At 66.3% G+C, this 20615-nt stretch carries 21 protein-coding genes and 1 riboswitch; of the genes, 6 read left to right on the top strand and 15 right to left on the bottom strand.

The window, feature by feature from the left end; all coding sequences use genetic code 11:
* Positions 1 to 31 precede the first annotated feature (31 nt).
* Complete coding sequence (gene rsmI, locus LG367_RS10250; protein WP_226469130.1) at positions 32 to 871, bottom strand: 16S rRNA (cytidine(1402)-2'-O)-methyltransferase; 840 nt, start codon at positions 869 to 871, stop codon at positions 32 to 34.
* A 117-nt stretch (positions 872 to 988) separates the two neighbouring features.
* Here rsmI and LG367_RS10255 point away from each other — a divergent pair, with 117 nt between their 5' ends.
* The gene (locus tag LG367_RS10255) at positions 989 to 2170 is read left to right on the top strand and encodes a penicillin-binding protein activator (RefSeq protein WP_226469131.1); all 1182 of its coding nucleotides are present in this window, start codon (positions 989 to 991) and stop codon (positions 2168 to 2170) included.
* 25 nt (positions 2171 to 2195) lie between these two features.
* A complete protein-coding gene (locus LG367_RS10260; protein WP_226469132.1) occupies positions 2196 to 2591 on the top strand; it encodes a YraN family protein in 396 nt (131 codons plus the stop codon).
* 204 nt (positions 2592 to 2795) lie between these two features.
* Here LG367_RS10260 and thiL read toward each other — a convergent pair whose 3' ends face one another.
* From thiL to glyA, 9 genes are all read right to left on the bottom strand, one after another.
* The gene (thiL, locus tag LG367_RS10265; RefSeq protein WP_226469133.1) at positions 2796 to 3743 is read right to left on the bottom strand and encodes a thiamine-phosphate kinase; all 948 of its coding nucleotides are present in this window, start codon (positions 3741 to 3743) and stop codon (positions 2796 to 2798) included.
* A 21-nt stretch (positions 3744 to 3764) separates the two neighbouring features.
* Positions 3765 to 4256 carry a transcription antitermination factor NusB gene (gene nusB, locus LG367_RS10270; RefSeq protein WP_226469134.1) on the bottom strand — a complete coding sequence of 164 codons (492 nt, stop codon included), beginning with the start codon at positions 4254 to 4256 and terminating at the stop codon, positions 3765 to 3767.
* Positions 4253 to 4720 (bottom strand): 6,7-dimethyl-8-ribityllumazine synthase, encoded by a 468-nt coding sequence (gene ribH / locus LG367_RS10275; RefSeq protein WP_226469135.1) that lies wholly within the window; start codon positions 4718 to 4720, stop codon positions 4253 to 4255. The genes nusB and ribH overlap by 4 nt, the downstream gene beginning before the upstream one ends.
* A gap of 102 nt (positions 4721 to 4822) precedes the next feature.
* Complete coding sequence (gene ribB, locus LG367_RS10280) at positions 4823 to 5929, bottom strand: 3,4-dihydroxy-2-butanone-4-phosphate synthase (protein WP_226469136.1); 1107 nt, start codon at positions 5927 to 5929, stop codon at positions 4823 to 4825.
* On the bottom strand, positions 5926 to 6528 hold the full coding sequence (locus tag LG367_RS10285; RefSeq protein ID WP_226469137.1) for a riboflavin synthase: 603 nt from the start codon (positions 6526 to 6528) through the stop codon (positions 5926 to 5928). The genes ribB and LG367_RS10285 overlap by 4 nt, the downstream gene beginning before the upstream one ends.
* A gap of 139 nt (positions 6529 to 6667) precedes the next feature.
* Positions 6668 to 6859: riboswitch (FMN riboswitch) on the bottom strand.
* A 47-nt stretch (positions 6860 to 6906) separates the two neighbouring features.
* Positions 6907 to 7671: a class I SAM-dependent methyltransferase gene (locus LG367_RS10290; RefSeq protein ID WP_226469138.1), complete on the bottom strand. Its 765-nt coding sequence runs from the start codon at positions 7669 to 7671 to the stop codon at positions 6907 to 6909.
* Positions 7668 to 8765, bottom strand: coding sequence for a bifunctional diaminohydroxyphosphoribosylaminopyrimidine deaminase/5-amino-6-(5-phosphoribosylamino)uracil reductase RibD (ribD, locus tag LG367_RS10295; protein WP_226469139.1), 1098 nt, complete (start codon positions 8763 to 8765; stop codon positions 7668 to 7670). The genes LG367_RS10290 and ribD overlap by 4 nt, the downstream gene beginning before the upstream one ends.
* Before the next feature lie 165 nt (positions 8766 to 8930).
* The gene (gene nrdR, locus LG367_RS10300) at positions 8931 to 9464 is read right to left on the bottom strand and encodes a transcriptional regulator NrdR (protein WP_226469140.1); all 534 of its coding nucleotides are present in this window, start codon (positions 9462 to 9464) and stop codon (positions 8931 to 8933) included.
* 41 nt (positions 9465 to 9505) lie between these two features.
* Positions 9506 to 10774 carry a serine hydroxymethyltransferase gene (glyA, locus tag LG367_RS10305; protein ID WP_226469141.1) on the bottom strand — a complete coding sequence of 423 codons (1269 nt, stop codon included), beginning with the start codon at positions 10772 to 10774 and terminating at the stop codon, positions 9506 to 9508.
* Positions 10775 to 11068: 294 nt separating this feature from the next.
* Here glyA and lpxO point away from each other — a divergent pair, with 294 nt between their 5' ends.
* The gene (gene lpxO, locus LG367_RS10310; RefSeq protein WP_226469142.1) at positions 11069 to 11971 is read left to right on the top strand and encodes a lipid A hydroxylase LpxO; all 903 of its coding nucleotides are present in this window, start codon (positions 11069 to 11071) and stop codon (positions 11969 to 11971) included.
* A 92-nt stretch (positions 11972 to 12063) separates the two neighbouring features.
* Here the strand turns inward: lpxO and LG367_RS10315 are convergent, their stop codons facing one another.
* Positions 12064 to 12636, bottom strand: coding sequence for an RcnB family protein (locus LG367_RS10315; RefSeq protein WP_226469143.1), 573 nt, complete (start codon positions 12634 to 12636; stop codon positions 12064 to 12066).
* Positions 12637 to 12854: 218 nt separating this feature from the next.
* On the opposite strand from LG367_RS10315, the gene ettA reads away from it, so the two are divergent.
* Together ettA and pyrF are read left to right on the top strand one after the other, a co-directional pair.
* A complete protein-coding gene (gene ettA, locus LG367_RS10320) occupies positions 12855 to 14513 on the top strand; it encodes an energy-dependent translational throttle protein EttA (RefSeq protein WP_226469144.1) in 1659 nt (552 codons plus the stop codon).
* Positions 14514 to 14637: 124 nt separating this feature from the next.
* The gene (pyrF, locus tag LG367_RS10325) at positions 14638 to 15465 is read left to right on the top strand and encodes an orotidine-5'-phosphate decarboxylase (RefSeq protein WP_226469145.1); all 828 of its coding nucleotides are present in this window, start codon (positions 14638 to 14640) and stop codon (positions 15463 to 15465) included.
* 33 nt (positions 15466 to 15498) lie between these two features.
* On the opposite strand, the gene def is transcribed toward pyrF, so the two are convergent.
* Positions 15499 to 16032, bottom strand: coding sequence for a peptide deformylase (def, locus tag LG367_RS10330; RefSeq protein ID WP_226469146.1), 534 nt, complete (start codon positions 16030 to 16032; stop codon positions 15499 to 15501).
* A 133-nt stretch (positions 16033 to 16165) separates the two neighbouring features.
* Between def and LG367_RS10335 the strand changes: the two genes are divergently transcribed.
* Positions 16166 to 16492, top strand: a complete 327-nt coding sequence (locus LG367_RS10335; RefSeq protein WP_226469147.1) for a hypothetical protein — start codon at positions 16166 to 16168, stop codon at positions 16490 to 16492.
* Positions 16493 to 16595: 103 nt separating this feature from the next.
* Here LG367_RS10335 and LG367_RS10340 read toward each other — a convergent pair whose 3' ends face one another.
* From LG367_RS10340 to gspD, 3 genes are read right to left on the bottom strand one after another with little or no spacing between them, the layout of a single operon-like run.
* Entirely contained in the window at positions 16596 to 17441 is an 846-nt protein-coding gene (locus LG367_RS10340) for a glycosyltransferase family 2 protein (protein WP_226469148.1), read from the bottom strand.
* Entirely contained in the window at positions 17438 to 18361 is a 924-nt protein-coding gene (locus LG367_RS10345) for a glycosyltransferase (RefSeq protein ID WP_226469149.1), read from the bottom strand. Before LG367_RS10345 ends, LG367_RS10340 begins: the two co-directional genes overlap by 4 nt.
* Positions 18362 to 18382: 21 nt before the next feature.
* The gene (gene gspD / locus LG367_RS10350) at positions 18383 to 20611 is read right to left on the bottom strand and encodes a type II secretion system secretin GspD (RefSeq protein WP_226469150.1); all 2229 of its coding nucleotides are present in this window, start codon (positions 20609 to 20611) and stop codon (positions 18383 to 18385) included.
* Positions 20612 to 20615 lie beyond the last annotated feature (4 nt).

Here is a 20615-nt window from a genome sequence, read left to right on the forward strand (position 1 = left end):
TGCTCGCGAAGCAGAAATGCTTCGACGCGGATCAATCGCTGCCGTACAGCGCCTTGCGCGGCGCGCCGCTCAATTCCGCGGCCAGTTTCGCCGCCGTCGAAGGCGGCAGATGCGCGCTGAGTTTCGTGTAGATGCGCCGGCCCTCGGCGACTTTCGCATCCGCGTCGTCGCCCGCACCTTCGATCAGCAGCACGAACTCGCCCTTGCGCTGGTTGGGATCGGCGTCGATGCGTGCCTGCAACTCCGCCAGCGTGCCGTCGAGCACGCTCTCGAACAGTTTGGTCAGCTCGCGCGCGACCACGGCGCGGCGGTCGGCACCGAATACCGTCACGCAATCGGCCAGCGTCTCGGCGATGCGGTGCGAGGATTCGTAGAACAGCAGCGTGCGCGTTTCACTGGCGAGCGCGGTCAACCGCTCGCGTCGCGCGTTCGCCTTCGCCGGCAGGAAGCCCTCGAACACGAAACGATCGCTGGGCAGGCCGGCGACGCTGAGCGCCGTGATCAGGGCGCTGGCGCCGGGCACGGGCGAGACCCGCACGCCCGCCGCGCGCGCGGCGCGCACGAGGCGGAAGCCGGGATCGCTGACCAGCGGCGTGCCGGCATCCGACACCAGCGCCAGCGATTCGCCGGCCTGCAATCGCGCCACCAGCCGGCCGGCGAGTTCGTCCTCGTTGTGCTCGTGCAGGGCGATCAGGCTCTGCTCGATGCCGAAATGCGCCAGCAACTGGCGGGTGTGGCGGGTGTCCTCGGCGCAGATCGCGGCGACCGAGCGCAGGGTCTCCAGGGCGCGGGGCGAGAGATCGCCGAGATTGCCGATCGGCGTTGCGACGACGTGCAGGGTGCCGGGTGTGGAGGGTGAGGCGGTGGACATCGGAATTCCCAGCGTGAACGCTTCCCGGCCGCTTCGCGGAGCCGGGAAAGACGAAAGGGTAGAATCCTAGCCGTTTCCGTCCCTGGGCCGGCCCTGATGCGCCATCCGTTGCAATCGATGAAAGGAATCCTCGCCGTTTCGCTGCTGGCCGCCCTGGCGGCGGGCTGCACCACGGTCAAAGTCAGCCAGGCTCCCGACAAGCCGAAGGAAGCGGCCGTCGAGGCGTCCCAGCGCGTCGCGCACTGGCAGTTCGACGCCGGCAGCCGTCCGCCGGCCGATCGCGACGGCTATCGCCCGCCACAGAAGCTGGCGGTGCTGCTGCCGCTCTCGGGCAGCCTCGCCCCCGCCTCGGCGCCGGTACGCGATGGCCTGCTGGCCGGCTACTACGGCGAACAGCGCCGGCGCCCCGAATTGAAGTTCTACGACACCGCCGGCACGGCCGGTGGCGCGATCGCGGCCTACCAGAAGGCGGTCGCCGACGGCGCCGACCAAGTGCTGGGGCCGCTCGGCCGCGATGAAGTCGACGCGGTGTTCCGCGAGGTGAAAACCGGCGTGCCGGTGCTGGCGCTCAATCGCGGCACGGTCGCCCCGCCGGCCAACAACGCGAGCTATTCGCTGGCGCCGGAAGACGATGGCAACAGTGCCGCCGATTACCTGATCACGCGCAAGGCATTGCGCGCGCTCGTGCTCAGCTCCGGTGACGACTACGCGCGCCGCAGCGCGGCCAGCTTCGCGGCACGGATGCAGGAAAACGGCGGCAGCGTGGTGCAGACGCTGGCCGTGGTCGGCGACAAGCCGGCCGACATGACGCCCACGCTGCAGGCCGCCCTGCAGAAAGAAGGCGGCGTGGATGCGGTCTTCCTCGCACTGCGCGGCCCGGCCGCGCGCGCGATGGCGCCGCAATTGTCGGTCGCCGGCTACACGGGCAAGCCGCTGGTGGCGACCTCGCAACTGGTCTCCGGCACCGGCAAGGCCGACCAGGACCGCGCCCTCGACGGCATCGCCTTCCCCACCGAGCGCTGGGGCGTGAGCTCGGTGTCCGGCCTGCCCGGCGCGGCCGACACCGCCGGCCGCATCTCCACGGCACGCGGTCCGCAGGCCAAGCTGTTCGCCTTCGGTTTCGACGCCTGGCTGCTCACCGCCTATCTCGAACGCCTCGCCACCAGCGCGGACGCCGACGTGGAAGGCGCAACCGGCCTCCTGCGCGTCGGCGCGACCGGCAACGTGCTGCGCACGCCGGCGTGGTCGACCTTCAGCAGCGGCTACGTCGTGCCGCTGAACAACGGCCGGGGCGGCTGATCGCACCGGAATATCGGGCGGGACCTTGAGTAGTCCGCGCCAGCGCGGTGCGACCGTCGAAGCGGCGGCGCGCGCCCATCTGCTGCGCGCCGGGCTGCGCGAGGTGGCGGCGAACGCGAACTATCGTTTTGGCGAGCTCGATCTGATCATGCTGGACCCGGCGAATATTCGCCGGACTGGCGATGCGACCCTGGTGTTCGTCGAGGTGCGCTATCGGCGCGATACGCGATTCGGTGGCGGCAGCGCATCGGTGGATGCCGGCAAGCGGCGCAAGCTCGTGCTTGCCGCCGAACAGTTCCTGGCTGCCCATCGCGAGTACGCCGATGCGGCGTGCCGGTTCGATGTGATCGATGCGAGCGGAGATCCCGAGTCGCCGGAGATCGTCTGGCTGCGCGATGCTTTCCGCGCCGATGACATTTGAGTCGTCATTCCCGCGCAGGGTGAGCGAGCGCGTGCTTAGCGGACGCCTTCAAGGCGTCTGCTGCGCTCCCGAACGCCCGGCCATGGATGGCCGGGCCGGACGTTCCGAAAGTCTGTATCGTCGCGCCAGGGATGGCATCAAGAGTAACGTCCAGGGATTCCCGCCTTCGCGGGAATGACGAGCAAAAACTAAAGGCCACTGGTCTCAGAAGTGAGCGTAGCCCGTCTTTTCCGGTACCCACGCCTGGCCCTGCATATCGAATGCACTGACGCGTCGCGCTTCGACGATGCGGCCGATCCGAGTCGCAACCAAATCATCCCGATGCACAGCATCTTCGATTGCATCGCGCACATCCACTGCCGCCGTGAAGCACAACTCGTAATCATCGCCCCCACTGGCCTGCAGCACGCGCCGCGTCGCGACATCGAACGTGGATCGCAGCGCAGGCGATGCCGGCAACGCATCGATTTCGACATCAGCCCCGACGCCACTCGCTTCGCAGATGTGCCCGAGATCGGACAACAATCCGTCGGAGACATCGATACAGGCATGCGCCAGGCCGGACAATGCCAGGCCGGCCGCCACGCGCGGCTCGGGCCGGTCGAGACGCACGCGCAGTGTTTCGTCGATGGCCGTGCCCTTCCGCCACTGCGCCAGCGCGGCGGCGGCATCGCCCAATGTCCCGGTCACCCACACATCGTCGCCGACCCGCGCACCGTCGCGGCGCAGCGCCTTGCCGGGCTCGACGAATCCATGCGCCGTCACGCACACCGACAGCGGCCCGCGCGTGGTGTCGCCGCCGACCAAGGCCACGTCATGCCGCGCCGCGAGCGCGAGAAAACCGTCGAGGAATCCATCGACCCAAGCCGCCTCGCCTTCCGGCAGCGACAACGACAAGGTGCACCACGCGGGCCGCGCACCCATCGCGGTGAGATCGGAAAGATTCACCGCCAGCGATTTCCAGCCGATGTCGGCGGGCGCGGTTTCCGCGGGGAAATGCACGCCCGCGTTGAGCGTGTCCATCGCCACGACGAGCTGCATTCCGGCCGGCACGGCCAGGAGCGCGGCATCGTCGCCGATCCCCAGCACCACGTCGCTTCTGACAGCGACGCGTTCGCGGATTCTTGCGATGAGATCGAATTCCGCGCTCACGGGCCGGAACTCCCGCACGCGCTAGGAGCGCGGCGCTTTCGCCTCGACGGCGCGCCATTCCGCCGCGGCATGATCGAGCACGCCGTTGACGTAGGTGTGGCCGTGTTCGGAGCCGAAACGCTTCACTGTCTTCACCGCCTCGTCGATGATCACGCGATACGGCACGTCGATGCGATGCTGCAGTTCGTAGGCGGCGATGCGCAGCATGGCGCGCTCGATCGGATCGACGTCCTCGATGCCGCGATCCAGGAACGGCGCCAGCGCCGCGTCCAGTTCGCGATAGTGCTTGTCGACGCCGTGCACCAGGTCCTCGAAATATTCGAGATCGGCGACTTCGTGCGCCTGCTCGTGCGCGAACTGCGCGATCACGTTCTTCACGTCGGCGCCGGAGAGCTGCATCGCGTAGACCGCCTGCAGTGCGCGGCTGCGCGAACGCGAACGCGCGACGTGGTCGACGCCGTCGCGGCTGCGATGTCCGCCGCGGCCGCGGTTGCGAGACTCGTCCCGGCTCAACGCAGCTTCTCCGTCAGGCTGGCCATCTCGATGGCGACCAGGGCGCATTCCTCGCCCTTGTTGCCGTGGCTGCCGCCGGCGCGGTTCTCGGCATCGACGAGATCGTCGACCGCGAGCACGCCATTGGCCACGGGCACGCCGTAGTCGAGGCTGATGCGCATCAGCCCGTCGGCACAGCGGTCGGCGACGTGTTCGTAGTGGCGGGTATCGCCACGCACCACGCAGCCGAGCGCGACGATCGCGCGATGCGCGCCGGCAGCGGCGAGGCGCGAGGCGGCCAGCGGGATTTCCCAGGCGCCGGGCACGCGGACCACGTCGATCGACTCGTCGGGGACGCCGTGGTCGGCGAAGGTCTTGCGCGCGCCGGCCACCAGCGCATCGGTGATGCGCGGATTCCAGCGGCTGGCGATGATCGCGAAACGCGCGCCTTCGGGGGCGCGCAGGTCGCCTTCGTGGTGGGTCATGGGAAAAAGAAAGGAAGTCGTTGGGGGAAGTGTAGCGTGTGGGTCGGGACACCAACCGCCCGCCGCTCCCACACAGGAGGAAATGACAGGCAGCGAGCTATTTTACGGTTCGAGGTATTCCACGACCTCCAGCCCGAACCCGGCCAGGCCGACCTGCTTGCGCGGAGTGCCGAGCACGCGCAGCTTGCCCAGGCCCAGATCCGCCAGGATCTGCCCGCCCGCGCCGTTGCGGCGCCATTCCGCCAGGGCGCCGGCGCGGCTTTTGCCGGCGGCGGCATGCGGGGATTCCTCGCGGATGCGCGCGAGCAAGGCATCCGAGGACTGCGGCTCGTCGAGCAGCACCAGCGCGCCACGGCCCTCGGCGGCGATCGCCGCGAGCACATCGCCCACCGCCGGCCCGAAATCGGCGCGACGCCAGCGCAAGGCATCGGCCAGCGGGTTGTGCATGTGCACGCGCACCAGGGTCGGGGTGCTTGCGTCCACTTCGCCGCGCAGCAGCGCGAAATGCAGGGCGTGGCTGACCCGGTCACGATAGGTGACCAGCTGGAACGGCCCGTGCTCGGTCTCGATCTCACGCGCGTCGACGCGTTCGACGGTGTGCTCGGTTTCGAGCCGGTAGCGGATCAGGTCCTCGATCGAGCCCATCTTCAGGCCGTGCTCGCGCGCGAATACCTCCAGTTCCGGCCGGCGCGCCATGCTGCCGTCGGCGTTGAGGATTTCCACCAGCACGCCGGCCGGTTCCAGGCCCGCCAGCATGGCCAGATCGGTGGCGGCTTCGGTGTGGCCGGCGCGCGTCAGCACGCCGCCTGGCTGCGAGGTCAGCGGGAAGATGTGGCCGGGCTGGGCCAGATCACGCGGCTGCGCGTCCGGCCGCACCGCGGTGCGGATGGTGTGGGCGCGGTCGTAGGCGGAGATGCCAGTGGTGACACCCTCGGCGGCCTCGATGCTGACCGTGAAATTGGTGTGGTGCGTGGAGGTATTGGCCTGCACCATCGGCGGCAGGCCGAGCTGGTGGCAGCGTTCGCGCGTGAGCGAGAGGCACACCAGCCCGCGCGCGTGCGTGACCATGAAGTTGATGTCGGAAGGCCGCACCAACTCTGCGGCCATGATCAGATCGCCTTCGTTCTCGCGATCCTCGTCGTCGACGATGACGACCATGCGGCCGGCGCGCAGCTCCTCCAGCAACTCGGCGATAGGGGCGAAGCTCATGCGCCCTCCTTCGCCGACAGCAGACGCTCGACGTAGCGCGCCACCAAGTCGACTTCGAGATTCACCGCATCGCCCACCCGCGTTTGCGAAAACGCGGTGTGCGACACCGTGTGCGGGATCAGCGCCACGTCGAAACCTTCATCGCCGACGCCGTTCACCGTCAAGCTGACGCCGTCGACGCAGATCGATCCCTTCTGGGCGATGTATTTCGACAATGGCTTCGGCGCGGCGAAGCGCCAGCGCTGCGCGCGCGCATCCTCGCGCACGTCGAGCACGCGGCCGACGCCGTCGACATGGCCGCTGACAAGATGGCCGCCGAGGCGATCGTTCGGACGCATCGCGCGCTCCAGATTCACCGCGCGCCCGACCGGCAACTGCCCGAGCGTGGTCAGCGACAGCGTTTCGTTGGAGGCATCGGCTTCGAAGCCGGTTTCGTCGAACGCGATCACGGTCAGGCAGACACCGTTGACCGAGATGCTTTCGCCAAGCGCCACGCCTTCGAACGGCAGCGTACCAGCGTGGATGCGCAAACGGGCGTCGCCGCCGCGCGTGTCGCGTGCGGCCAGGGTGCCGACGCCTTCGATGAGTCCTGTGAACATAGCTGTCGCGTTCCGAAGTGGCTTGGAAAGTCCGCACATCGAACCGCGTCATCAACGCGGTAAGGTGTGCGGGCTCTTGCGGAGGGACCCGCATACGCCTCGGGACGCGAAGGCACGCGCGCAGCCATGGGCCGCGCGATGCCGTCTTCTTTCATCCGGACTCTAACCGTCGGCCCCGGCATTCGACCGGGTCTGCTGACCTTTCGCGGCGTTTGCGAAGAATTCGCATGCCAACCGCGGAAGCGCTCGCGGGCTCGTGACGCGACCTGGAAAACCAGCGTCGCCGTCACCTACCGCCGGTGGGGAATTTCGCCCCGCCCTGAAGACGTTTCAATGTTGTGTGTGAAGCCAGGCCGGCGAACCGGCCCGCGCATCCTATCACCCGACCGGTTTGCGGCGAGCGTGAACGAACAGCGGCCAGTGGAGACGCTGTGTTGCGGCAGCCTCGCCCCAGGCCGCGGCGAACCCGTCCGCGCGGGCGGCGACGGGGTCGAGGCCGTGGCTTTCGCGGTAGCGCTTGGTCGCCGAATAGCTGGAGAAATAGCCGAGCAGGCGCGCCAGCGACCAGTCCGCCTCCAATGTGAAATCCGGCGCATCGACCGGATCGAACGGCCAGCGGAACCCAGCATAGGCTTCGTCGACCAGGGCCCGTTCCGGCGGCCAGTAGTCGCGGATCGCGTCCTGGAACCCCGCATTCGCCGCCGCCAGTGCCGGCGGCACGACGATGTCCTGATAACCCCATGCCACCAGCACGCCGCCGGGACGCAGTACGCGCTCGCATTCGGCGAAGAAGGTCTCGCGGTCGAACCAGTGCAGCGCCTGCGCCACGCAGATGGCGTCGACGCTGGCATCCGGCAGGCCGCAGCGCTCGCCGGGCTCGACGGCGAAGGTCACGTTCGATGGTCCCGACGCCTGCGCGATCTGCGCCGCGCTCGGATCGGTGGCGAACACCGCATCGAAATGCGCCGCCAGATCGCGACTGGCTTGCCCGCTGCCGCAACCGGCCTCCCACACCTGCCCACGCGCGGGCGCGATGGTGGCGATCCAGCTGAACAGTGCCTGCGGATATTCCGGCCGCGCCGCCGCGTAATCGGCGGCGACGGTGGAGAAATGATCCTTGAAAGCAGGATTTCCTGCGCTCATGCCGCCTGTTCCGGCTGCAGGAGCAGACGCATGTCGTCGCCTAAGCGGCGTGTATCCACCGTGCGCAAGCGCAGACGCTCCGCCATCGTCTCGATCGACAGACCGTCGAACAACGGCCGCGCCTGCGCGCCGAGCAACACCGGCGCCACGTAGAGCAGCAGCTCGTCCACCAAGCCCGCCCGCAGGAACGCACCCGCCAGCGTGGCGCCGGCTTCCACCTGCACTTCGCCGATGTCGCGCTCGGCCAGCAGCGCCAGCACGGCGGCCAGATCGAGCGAACCATCCCGCTGCTTCACCGCGGCGTGCGACACCGTGAAACCACGCGGCAGCTTGGCGTCGGGTGCATGCAGGTAGAGCGTCGGCGCGTCGCCCTCGCGCACGCGGCCGCGCGCGATGGTTGCGAGGCCCGGATCGAGCACAACACGCATTGGCGCCACGAATTCGGTTACCTCGTCGAAGCGCACCGTCAGCTGCGGATCGTCCGCCAGCACGGTGCCGGAGCCGGTCAGGATCGCGCCGCTGCGCGCGCGCCAGCGCATCACGTCCTGGCGCGAGCCTTCGCCGCTGATCCACTTCGACTCGCCATTGGCCATCGCCGTGCGGCCGTCGAGACTGGTCGCCAGTTTCACCCGCACCCAGGGCCGGCCACGCTCGACGCGCGACAGGAAGGCGCGATTCAGGGCACGCGCCTGCGCTTCCATCAGTCCCGAGTCGACGGCGATGCCGGCGGCAAGCAGCTTGTCGAAACCTTTGCCATCCACTTGCGGGAACGGATCACGCATCGCCGCCACCACGCGCGACACACCCGCCGCGATCAGCGCATCGGCGCAGGGCCCGGTGCTGCCGGTGTGCGCGCAGGGTTCCAGCGTGACGTAGGCGGTGGCGCCACGCGCCTGCTCGCCCGCCGCCTGCAACGCGAACACTTCCGCGTGCGGCCCGCCCTTGCGCTGATGCCAGCCCTCGCCGACCACGCGATCGCTCTGGACGAGCACGCAGCCGACCATCGGATTGGGCTTGGTGGTGTAGGCGCCACGCTCGGCCAGGCGCAGCGCGCGCGCCATCATCGCGTGGTCTGTTGCGGTGAATCCGGTCATATCGCAACTCCTCTGCTTTCCCTTCTCCTTTCGGGAGAAGGTGGCGCGTAGCGCCGGATGAGGGCGTGGAAATCACTTGCCGGGGGGAGATTCCCGCGGGCCGGAATTCTTCTTCCCTCATCCGCCCCTGCGGGGCACCTTCTCCCGGAGGGAGAAGGGAAATATCTAGCGTTTCTTGTTCTTGTCGACGTTCTTGTCGAACGGCACCACGTCCCCGCCGAGCAGCGGCAGCTGTCCTTCGCCGGGAAGATCGCGCTCGAGCCGGTCGAGTTCCTCGCGGAAATCGGCCACGTCCTCGAACGAGCGATAGACGGACGCGAAGCGCACGAACGCGACATGATCGAGCTTGCGCAGCTCCGCCATCACGAACTCGCCGACGCGGCGCGACGGCAGCTCGCGCTCGGTGGTCATGCGCGACTGGTGCACGACAGCGCGCACCGCCGCCTCGATCTGCTCCTCCGACACCGGCCGCTTGTGCAGCGCGCGGTCGAAGCCGCGGCGCAGTTTCTTGGCATCGAACGGTTCGCGCCGGCCATCGCCCTTGATGATCACCGGCATCTTGATTTCCACCGTCTCCAGCGTGCTGAAGCGCTCGCCGCAGGCCTCGCACTCGCGGCGACGGCGGATCGTCGCGCCGTCGTCGCTGACGCGCGAGTCGATCACGCGGGTGTCCTGGTGCTGGCAGAAGGGGCAATGCATTCGTGGTGTCTAAAACTCCGGGGTTCTGGCGTTGTCAGGTCTCAACCGTACACTGGGAACTGCTGACACTGCTTGGTCACGTTCTCGCGCACGCCCGCGATCACATTCTCATCCTTCGGATTGTCCAGCACGTCGCAGATCCAGTTCGCCAGCGCCACGCAATCCGGCTCCTTGTAGCCGCGCGTGGTCACCGCCGGCGTGCCGATGCGCAGGCCCGAGGTGACGAAAGGCTTCTGCGGATCGTTCGGCACGGCATTCTTGTTGACGGTGATATGCGCCTTGCCGAGCGCGGCTTCCGCGTCCTTGCCGGTGATGCCCTTGCCGATCATGTCGACGAGCATCAGATGGTTCTGCGTGCCGCCGGAGACGATCTTGTAGCCGCGCTTGATGATGGTCTCGGCCATCGCCTGCGCGTTCTTCACCACCTGCTGCTGGTAAGCCTTGAATTCGGGCTCCAGCGCTTCCTTGAAGGCGACCGCCTTGGCGGCGATCACGTGCATCAGCGGGCCGCCCTGGATGCCGGGGAAGACGATCGACTGCAGCTTCTTCTCGATCTCCTCGGCCGCCTCGCCCATCGCGGCGCGGCTGGCGACGATGATGCCGCCGCGCGGGCCGCGCAGGGTCTTGTGCGTGGTCGAGGTGACCACGTGCGCGTGCGGCAGCGGGCTCGGATACACGCCGGCGGCGATCAGGCCGGCGACGTGCGCCATGTCGACGAAGAGATAGGCGCCGATCTTGTCGGCGATGGCGCGGAAGCGCGCCCAGTCCACCACCTGCGAATAGGCGCTGAAGCCAGCCACCACCATCTTCGGCTTGTGTTCGAGAGCGAGGCGCTCGACTTCGTTGTAATCGATCAGGCCCTCGTCGTTCACGCCGTACTGCACGGCGTTGAGGATCTTGCCGGAGAGATTGACCTTGGCGCCGTGGGTGAGATGGCCGCCGTGCGCCAGCGACATGCCGAGGATGGTGTCGCCGGGATTGAGCAGCGCGAAATACACCGCCTGGTTGGCCTGCGAGCCTGAATGCGGCTGCACGTTGGCGTAGTCCGCACCGAACAGCTGCTTGATGCGGTCGATGGCCAATTGCTCGGCCACGTCGACGTATTCGCAGCCGCCGTAGTAGCGCTTGCCCGGATAGCCTTCGGCATACTTGTTGGTCAGCACGCTGCCCTGCGCTTCCATCACCCGCGGGCTGGCGTAGTTTTCCGAGGCGATCAGCTCGACGTGATCCTCCTGGCGGCGCACCTCATTGGCGATGGCTTGGGCGAGTTCGTCGTCGAAACCGGCGATGCGGGCGCTGCTGGAGAACATTCGGGACCTCGGGCGGGGGTTTGGCGCCTGGAACATCGGCGCGGACGGGGGTTTTCAAGTATCGCAGGGCGCGGGACGCCGTCATAGGGTCGCGGGGTGCTCATCGCCCCTTCCACCGCCTCCAGACGGCGCCAACCGTGCCGTGCGGCACTGATTCATCCCCCTTGCAAAACAATATGATCCGCCCCAGACACCGGGGCAGGCCTTTAAAATGCGGTCGGCAAGCTCTTCGCCAGCCAGACCCGTCGGGCGACGCGCCCGCCCTCCTTCTCCCTCTGGTCCAGAGTTCACGTCGTGAAATGGGTTTTCGTCTTTTTGTTCGTCGCCAGTGCGCTCTACGTGCATTTCCGCGGCAAGGTGCGCCATCGCGTGGGCCGGCAGCTGCTCGACCACTCCACGTTCATGGCACCGATCAACGTGTTGATGTACGCGTTCTCGCGCGTGCCGACGACGGCCTTCATCGACCCCGGCAAGCATTTCCCCGAGCTTGAGACGCTGCGCGGCCACTGGCAGGTCATCCGCGAGGAAGCGCGGCATCTGCGCGAGATGCAGCACATCAAGGCCGCCGACGGCTACAACGACGTCGGCTTCAATTCCTTCTTCCGCCGCGGCTGGAAGCGCTTCTACCTGAAGTGGTACGACGACGCGCATCCTTCGGCCGCCGAACTGTGTCCGCGCACCACCGAGCTGCTGCGCGCCATTCCGAGCGTGAAGGCGGCGATGTTCACCGAACTGCCGCCGGGTTCCGAATTGCGCAAGCACCGTGACCCCTTCGCCGGCTCGCTGCGCCTGCACCTCGGCCTGGAAACGCCCAACGACGACGCCTGCTTCATCGATGTGGACGGTACCCGCTACAGCTGGCGCGACGGCGAGTGGACCATGTTCGACGAAACCTACATCCACTGGGCGCAGAACGGCTCGGACCAGAACCGGACCATCCTGTTCTGCGACATCGAGCGCCCGATGAAATACCGCTGGGCGCAGTGGCTCAACCACTTCGTCGGCAAGAACTTCATCGCCGCCGGTGCGTCCCCCAACATGGAGGGCGACAAGACCGGCGTGATCAACAAGCTGTTCAAGTATTTCTACGCGGTGCGGCTGAAGACCAAGGAGCTGCGCAAGCGCAGCAAGTTCACGTACTACGCGCTGAAATACCTCGGGATCGTGCTGGTGGTGGCGTTGATCGTCTGGATCTAGGGAAAAGCTGGATTCCGGCTTTCGCCGGAATGACGAGCAAAAAGAAAGCGCGCCCTGGGCGCGCTTTCTTCGTTCCGGATGCCGGCTTCGCCTTAGTTGTGCAGGATCAGGTCGGCGATGACGCCGGTGGCGATGGCCACCAGCAGGAAATCGCCGGCATCGCTGCGGCGCCAGCGGTAGCCGTACGGCGGGTGCCGCAGGCCGTAGCGCCCGTAATCGGTGACCACATAGGTCGGGCCGTAGCCGCGGTCGTAATAGCGGGTGCCACGCGCCCAGCGCGGCGGGCCGTAACCGTGATAGCCGTAGGCGCGGCCATAGGGCGGGCCGGGGCGATAGTCGTGGTGGATCACGCGTACCGGAGGCGCGTAGTAGCGGCGGCCGTAATCGCGATCGCCGTAATAACGTCCGTCACGATAAGACCGCCTGTCGTCGTATCGGCCGTAGTAGCGCCGATCGTCATCGCGATCGCGTCCGTGGCGATCACGGCGCCAATCGCCACGGTCATCATTGCCGCGGTGATCGCGCCAACGCTCCTGGCGGCCGTCATGGCGCTCGTAGCGGCCATCGCCGTGCTCGCGCCAGCCATCGCGCGCGAGGGCGGTCGGCGCGGTCGCCATCAGCGCAAGCAGCAACGGCGCCGTGAATCCAAGCAGTTTCCGCATCATGTCGTTCTCCCGGGTGGGATCTGGTTGGGAACACTATCGGAGAGGGCAACTGAATCGCCACTTTCCCGAACCGGTCCCACCCAGGCCGCCTATAAACCGGTTCAGATGGCGTGCAGACGAACGGCCCGGCGAGGGCGCACCGGCTATAATCCTGACTTCCCAACCTTCCAGCTCGCCCGCCGGCCCCGCCGCGGGCGCGGGCTGTATCGGAACCCCGCATGCAATACATCTACACCATGAACGGCGTCAGCAAGACCGTGCCGCCGAAACGTCAAATCATCAAGGACATCTCGCTGTCGTTCTTCCCCGGCGCCAAGATCGGCCTGCTGGGCCTGAACGGCGCCGGCAAGTCGACCGTGCTGAAGATCATGGCCGGCGTCGACCAGGACTTCACTGGTGAAGCACGTCCGGCCAATGGCATCAAGGTCGGCTACCTGGCCCAGGAGCCGCAGCTGGATCCGGCCCACACCGTGCGCCAGGCCGTGGAAGTCGGCCTGGGCGAGATCATCAACGCGCAGGCGGCGCTGGACGCGGTCTACGCCGCCTATGCCGAGGAAGGCGCCGATTTCGACAAGCTCGCCGCCGAACAGCAGCGCCTGGAATCAATCCTCGCCGCCGGCGACGCGCACACACTGGAAAACCAGCTCGAAGTCGCCGCCGATGCGCTGCGCCTGCCACCGTGGGACGCTGTGGTCGGCAACCTCTCGGGCGGCGAGAAGCGCCGCGTCGCGCTGTGCCAGCTACTGCTGCAGAAGCCCGACATGCTGCTGCTGGACGAACCAACCAACCACCTCGACGCCGAATCGGTCGAATGGCTGGAACAGTTCCTGGCCCGCTACACCGGCACCGTGGTGGCGGTCACCCACGACCGCTACTTCCTCGACAACGCCGCCGAGTGGATTCTTGAACTCGACCGCGGCCGCGGCATTCCGTGGAAGGGCAACTACACCGACTGGCTCGTCCAGAAAGAAGAACGCCTGAAGCAGGAAGAGGGCCAGGAAAAAGCGCGCCAAAAGGCGATCGCCAAAGAACTGGAGTGGGCGCGGCAGAATGCCAAGGGCGGCCGTTCCAAGGGCAAGGCGCGCCTGTCCCGCATCGAGGAACTGCAGTCGGTCGATTACCAGAAGCGCAACGAGACCAACGAGATCTTCATTCCGCCGGGCGAACGCCTGGGCAACAAGGTCATCGAGTTCAAGAACGTCAGCAAGAAGTTCGGCGACCGCCTGCTGATCGACGACCTCAGCTTCAGCGTGCCCCCCGGCGCGATCGTCGGCATCATCGGCCCGAACGGCGCCGGCAAGTCGACGCTGTTCAAGATGATCACGGGCAAGGAGAAGCCGGACTCGGGCACGATCGAAACCGGCCCGACCGTGAAGCTGGCCTACGTCGACCAGAGCCGCGAGGCTCTGACCGGTAACCACAACGTGTTCCAGGAAGTCTCCGGCGGCCTGGACATCCTCAACATCAACGGCATCGAGATCCAGTCGCGCGCCTATATCGGCCGCTTCAACTTCAAGGGCCAGGATCAGCAGAAGCTCGTCGGTACGCTGTCGGGCGGCGAACGCGGCCGCCTGCACATGGCCAAGACGCTGCTGCAGGGCGGCAACGTGCTGCTGCTCGACGAACCGTCGAACGACCTCGACATCGAAACCCTGCGCGCGCTGGAAGACGCATTGCTGGAATTCCCCGGCAACACGTTCGTCATCTCGCACGACCGCTGGTTCCTGGACCGCATCGCCACGCACATCCTCGCCTTCGAGGGCGATTCGCACGTGGAGTTCTTCCAGGGCAACTATCGCGAATACGAGGAAGACAAGAAGCGCCGCTTCGGCGACGATGCCGGTCCGCACCGGTTGCGCTTCAAGGCGCTGAAGTGAGTCAACAGCGAACGGGACCGGCGACGGTCCCGTTTTTACAAGCAAGCGTTTTGCAGGCAACGGCACCAGCCATCGGCATCATCGCCTCGCATCGACATTGATATCGACTCCAGGAGTTGCTCCCATGAACTTCATGCACGCATTGCGCCAACGCTGGCAACAAGCCGGCACCCTGGTCTGCGTCGGCCTCGATCCCGAGCCTGCGAAGTTTCCCGCGAAATTCTCCGGCGACGACGATGCAGTGTTTTCCTTCAACCGCGACATCATCGACGCCACGGCCGACTATGCCTGCGCGTTCAAGCCGCAGATCGCGCACTTCGCCGCGCTCGGCGCCGAAGACGCGCTGTCACGACTGATCGCGCACATCCACGCGCGCCATCCCAACATTCCGGTGATCCTGGATGCCAAGCGCGGCGATATCGGCAGCACCGCGCAGCAGTACGCGGGCGAGGCGTTCGACCGCTACGGTGCCGACGCGGTCACCGCCAATCCCTATCTCGGCCATGATTCGCTGCGGCCGTTCCTGGATCGCGCCGACAAGGGCGTGGTGATCCTGTGCCGCACCTCCAATCCCGGCGCGGGCGATTTGCAGGACCTGCCCGTCCGCGGCAGCGACGGCAAGGAACGTCCGCTTTACCAGCACGTCGCCGCGAAAGTCGCCAGCGAGTGGAACACCCACGGCAACTGCGCCCTGGTCGTGGGCGCGACCTGGCCGGCACAGCTGAAGGAAGTGCGTGCGATCGTCGGTGACGTTCCATTCCTCGTTCCTGGGATCGGCGCACAAGGCGGCGATGTCGAAGCGGTGATGAAGAACGGCGCCACGGCTGACGGCACCGGCCTGATCGTCAGCAGCTCGCGGGCGATCCTCTATGCCTCCGCGAAAGACGACTATGCCGATGCCGCCGCGACCACGGCCAAGGCACTGCGTGACGAGATCAACCGATACCGGTAAGCACCACTTTCCACCTCGACAACGGAAAGCGATTCAATCGTCGCTATTGGGATCGAGACCGGGGAATAGAATCTCGGTAAACCCGAACTGGGCGAAATCCTCGATCCGAGATGGATACAGCCGGCCGATCAGGTGATCGCATTCGTGCTGCACCACGCGCGCATGGAAATCCTCGGCCTCGCGCTCGATCGGCGCACCCGACGGGTCGAACCCGCGATATCGGATGTGCCGGAACCTTGGCACCACCCCGCGCAGCCCGGGAACGGACAGGCAGCCTTCCCACCCGTCCGCTTTTTCCTCCGACAGTGGCTCGATCGTCGGATTGAGCAGGATCGTGCGCGGCACCGGCGGCGCGTCGGGATAGCGGTCGCTGTGTTCGAACCCGAAGATCACCAGTTGCAGGTTCACGCCGATCTGCGGCGCGGCCAACCCGACGCCGCCGGCGGCATGCATGGTGTCGAACATGTCGGCGATCAGGGCATCCAGTTCCGGGGTGCCGAACGCCGGAACAGGCTCAGCGACCCGGAGGAGACGGGGGTCACCCATTTTGAGGATGTCACGTATCACTGCCCCTCCCGTCCGCCCGCATCGCGACCGCCTGGAAACCCGCTAAAAGTCTGGTGAATGGGGAATCGCGCTGCTCTATACTTTCGGCGCCAATGGTTGGCGCCTCACCCGGACCCTTAAAGGAATTATCGTCATGAAAAGAATCTTTGTCACCGCTGCACTGGCTGTATCGTCGTTGTTCGCGGTTTCCGCGAACGCGCAGGCCGCCGACGCCCTGCTTTGCTACAGCTCTCTCTTCAGTCAGAGTTCCGGCGGCACCCCTTCCGGAACCGTGACTTATCCGCAGCTGACCAACGCGACGAAGTACACCTGCAATTCGACTGCCCAATACACGCTGTCCCAGCTCGCCCAAGGTGGCTGGATCGTCGTTGCCATCGACGAGACCTTGTACTCGACCACGTTCAACAGCAACGGCACGACCACCACCAACTCCCGTTACAGGCTGATCATTCGTCGGTGATATCGCTATGACGAATTGCCGTGGCCGGCTTGCAAACAGGGGGTCGGCTGCGGCAACACCCAAAGCTTTCATCGCGCGTGTCGACGATCGTCCACGCGCATGCTCACTTCAGAGCACGCAAGGTCGCTGGTAGAAACCTGGCCCAGATCGCCATCCAGATCGCCATCCGGCTGAAAAGATTGCGCCGGGGCGCTTCGAACTTCCGGAAATAACGCCACAAGCCGCGATGCTTGTGCCATTCCACGAAGAATGGCCGCGCGCGACTGGAAACGCCGCGCACATGCACGACGCGCACGTCGTTCGCGACCGCCACCGATGCACCGGCCATTCGCACGCGCCGGCATAGATCGAGATCCTCCGCGTGCAGGCGATAACCCTCATCGAAGCCGCCGACACGATCGAACAGCGTGCGCGGAAGCAGCATCAAGGCGCCCGACACGGCATTGACATGCTGCAAGACCTGATTATCATCGGGCGACACATCGAGCGGGCGTTTGCCACCTCCGCCGATCGCGCCTTTCAGCATCGCGCCGAAATCGGGATCGCGACGACGCGCGGCGCCATCGCGCACGCCCGACTCGTCGACCAGATCGGCGCCCACCAGCATTTCGGCCTCGCCGCCACGAGCATGCGCGAGCAATCGCGCCAGCGTGTCCGCTTCCACCAGGCAATCGGGATTGACGAATGCCAGCCAGGGCGCGTCGCAATCACGCGCGCCCTGATTGCAACCGACGGAAAACCCGGGGTTGTGCGGATTGCCGATGAAATGCACGCGCGCATCCGTCGCGGCGTGCCGCTGCACGATGGCGAGCGTGCCATCGCGCGAGTCGTTGTCGACGACGCGGATCTGGGAAATCCCTTCGCTTTGGCGCAGCCGGGTCAGGCAGTCGTCGATGGTGGAGGCGCTTTCGTGGGTGACGACGACGGCGGCGATTCCCAGAGCCGTCATGACACGCCCTCCTCGTCCGCTTCCGCCGCCGGCGCCTCCTTTGCAACACTCGTACTCGCCGCAGGCGCCGTGTCGATTTCCGCGAGCGGGCCGAACAGATCGTGCTGCGCGGGAGACGAAGCAAGACCAGCCTGCAAGCGGGCAAGCGCATCGCGCATCGCGTACAGCGGATCGTTCATCAGGAAGCCGGCCAACCGCGCATGCCATCCCGGCCAGCGCGTGGCCAGGGCATCCAGGTCGCCATCGGCCGGGCCGCCCTCGCCGCCACGCGCGACGAAAGCGGTTTCGCACAAGGCATTGCGCCAGCCGAGTCCCGACAAGCGCAACGACAGATCGATCAGTGCGGCATACCACGAGGCATACGTGGTCGCATCGAGCCCGCCCGCCTTGGCCCGCGCGCGCCCACGCAAGAGCACGGCATGATCGACCGCCGCGGGCAACTCCGGATGCCGCGGCGCCATCGCAGCGGCCGCGCGCGCGATTCGTTCCGGATCCTCGGGAATCGGCGCGATCTCGCCGCAACGCGGCCACGCCGCGGTTTCGCCGGCGTTGCACCAGGGCGTGGCGGTGGCGATCGAGGCATCGCGCGCGAAGCACGCCGTCAGCTGCATCGCCCATCCCGGCATCGGGATCGCATCCGGCGCGAGCACGATGACATCGGCATCGCCGCAGGCCTTGAGCATTTCGTCGAGGTGCGCGACCTGTCCGATCGATCGCTGCCGGCGCGTGTAGTCGGCGGACAATCTGGTCTGCGCGATCCAGCGCTCGATCACGGCATAGCCGCGCGGACCGCATTGCGCATCGTCCGCCAGCCAGACCTGCGTGCCGGCGGGCGTGTTGGCTTCGAGCGCGCCGAGACAGGTGTCGAGCGCGACGTCGTCGGCCCCGACCGGCAGCAGCACGACCGGGAGATCAGTCATGCGGCGCCCCGGTCTTCCGCATTATTTCTTCCGCTTGGGCTGGAGGGGTTCCATCGCGCGGAAGCGGCGGCTGTATTCGTCGGTGAGCGCGTTGGCTTCTTCCGGGCTGCGGACGATGGTGGGCGTGATCAGCACGATTGTTTCGGTGCGCTCGGTGGTCGAGTGCTGCCCACCAAACAACCCACCGATGATCGGAATACGACTCAACCCCGGAATTCCGTTGGAACCGCGATTGACCGAGTCACCGATCAAGCCTGCAAGCAGGACGGTATTGCCGTTTTGCACCGCGGCTTCCGTCTTGAGTCTGCGCGTTGAAATACGGACGTTCGGATTTTGCTCGGTCGGTTCGCTGGATGGCTGACTGATTTCTTGAACGATATCGAGAAATACGATGCCGTCCTTGGTGACGCGTGGGCGCACCTTGAGAATTGTGCCCGTATCGAGATACTGCACCTGATTGTATGAAGTGCTGGTTCCGACACCAGTATTGACCGAGGTCGACACGATCGGAATGCGTTCGCCGACATTGAAGGTTGCCTCGGCATTGTTCCGCACGAATACCGAGGGAGTTTGCAGAATCTGGACATCGGTTACCTCGTCCAGAGCCTTGATGACCGCAGCGGCATCGTTCTTGACCAACTGCCACAAAACTCCGCCGCCTGCGGTACCGGCACCAACGACGGCGCCCAGCGTGCTCCATTTGCTTGGTCCGCCTTGACCTGGCTGCGGGAACGGCCCGATACCGTTATCGGTCATGCCTTTCTCGAGGTACCAGCTCACGCCCCACTCAAGATCGCCCTTGAGCTGCACCTGCACCACTTGCGCCTCGATGTGCACCTGCGACGGCATGATGTCGAGCCGTTCGATGACGTCCCTGATCGAATTCCAGGCACTGCCGGTGCAACGCACCAGCAAGGTATTGGTTTCATCCACCGCCGAAACACCGACACGCTCGCCTTCCACTTCCAGCGTGACGCGGCCATTGCCGCCCTGGCGGGGGCTGAGCGAAAGCGACCCGCTGCCCAAACCGCCGCCGCCCGAGCTTCCGCCTCCAAGGGAATCGCCGCCGGTCGAGGCCGAACTCAGTCCCGAGTCGTTGTCCACGCCACCGTCCTTGATCTCGGTGGGCGACAGCCCCGGCATCAGGGAGGCGCTGCCGCCGCCTTGATCGCCGCCGCCACGACTTCCACTGCTACCGAAAACATCGGCCAGCCGGTCGGCGAGATCCTTCGCCTTCACGTATTTCAATTCGTAGGAGAACAACTGCGCGCCTGCACCGGCGCCATCGATGCGCTCCAGCCACTGCTGGATCTGGTCGAGATAATCCGGCTGCGGCGTGATCACCAGCACCGCGTTGGCGCCTTCCAGCGGCATGAAGCGGAACATGCCGGCGACCGGGGTCTTGCTCTGCTCGCCGAAGACTTTTTCCAGGTCCTGCACCACCTTGCTGGCCTTGCCGGTCTGCAGCGGGAACACGCCGACCGACATGCTCGACATCCAGTCGACGTCGAAGATCTGGATGGTGCGCAGGTAATTCTCGAGTTCGGTGCGGCTGCCGGCGACGGTGATGACGTTGCGGCCGGAATCGACGTTGACGATCGAGCCCTGGCGCGCATACGGCTTGAGGATCTTCTCCATCTCGGTCGCGGAGATGTACTTCAGCGGCACCACGCGTGATTCGAAGCCGCGCGCGTTGGCGGCCGAGCCCGTGCGCGGCGCGACCGCGCCGGTCGAGACGGCCTGATCGGCGGGCACGATGTTGTAGCGGCCGTCGCTATAGATCAGGCGCGCGTTGTTCCAGCCCAGCACCATTTCCAGCACCGACAGCGCTTCGGCCGGACTGACCGGCTTGCCGGTGTTGAGTGTCACCGTGCCCTGCACGCCGGGCGCGATGACGTAGTTCTGGCCGAGCATGTCGCCGAGGATGGCCTTGGCGACCGCCTGCAGCGATTCGCCTTCGAAATTGAACGTGGCCGAGCCTGTGGTGCCGCCGAGACTGGGCGGCGTGGAGGCGGCGATTTCGCGATTGATGGCCTGACCGGTGCCGCGACGGATCTGCGGACGCGCACCGCCGGTCTCGCGGTTGTCCTTGCGGATGTCGCGCGGAGCACTGCTCCCCTTGTCCTGGTCGGTCTCGCCGGCGGCCGGCGCTTCCACGGTATTGTCGCGACGCACGTTCGGCGTCGGCACCGTCGCGCAGCCCGCGAGCAGGGTGATGAGGAAGGCGACACAGAAGGAACGAACATTCATTGCG

The organism is Luteimonas panaciterrae, from assembly GCF_020511115.1.
Taxonomy (GTDB): domain Bacteria; phylum Pseudomonadota; class Gammaproteobacteria; order Xanthomonadales; family Xanthomonadaceae; genus Luteimonas; species Luteimonas panaciterrae.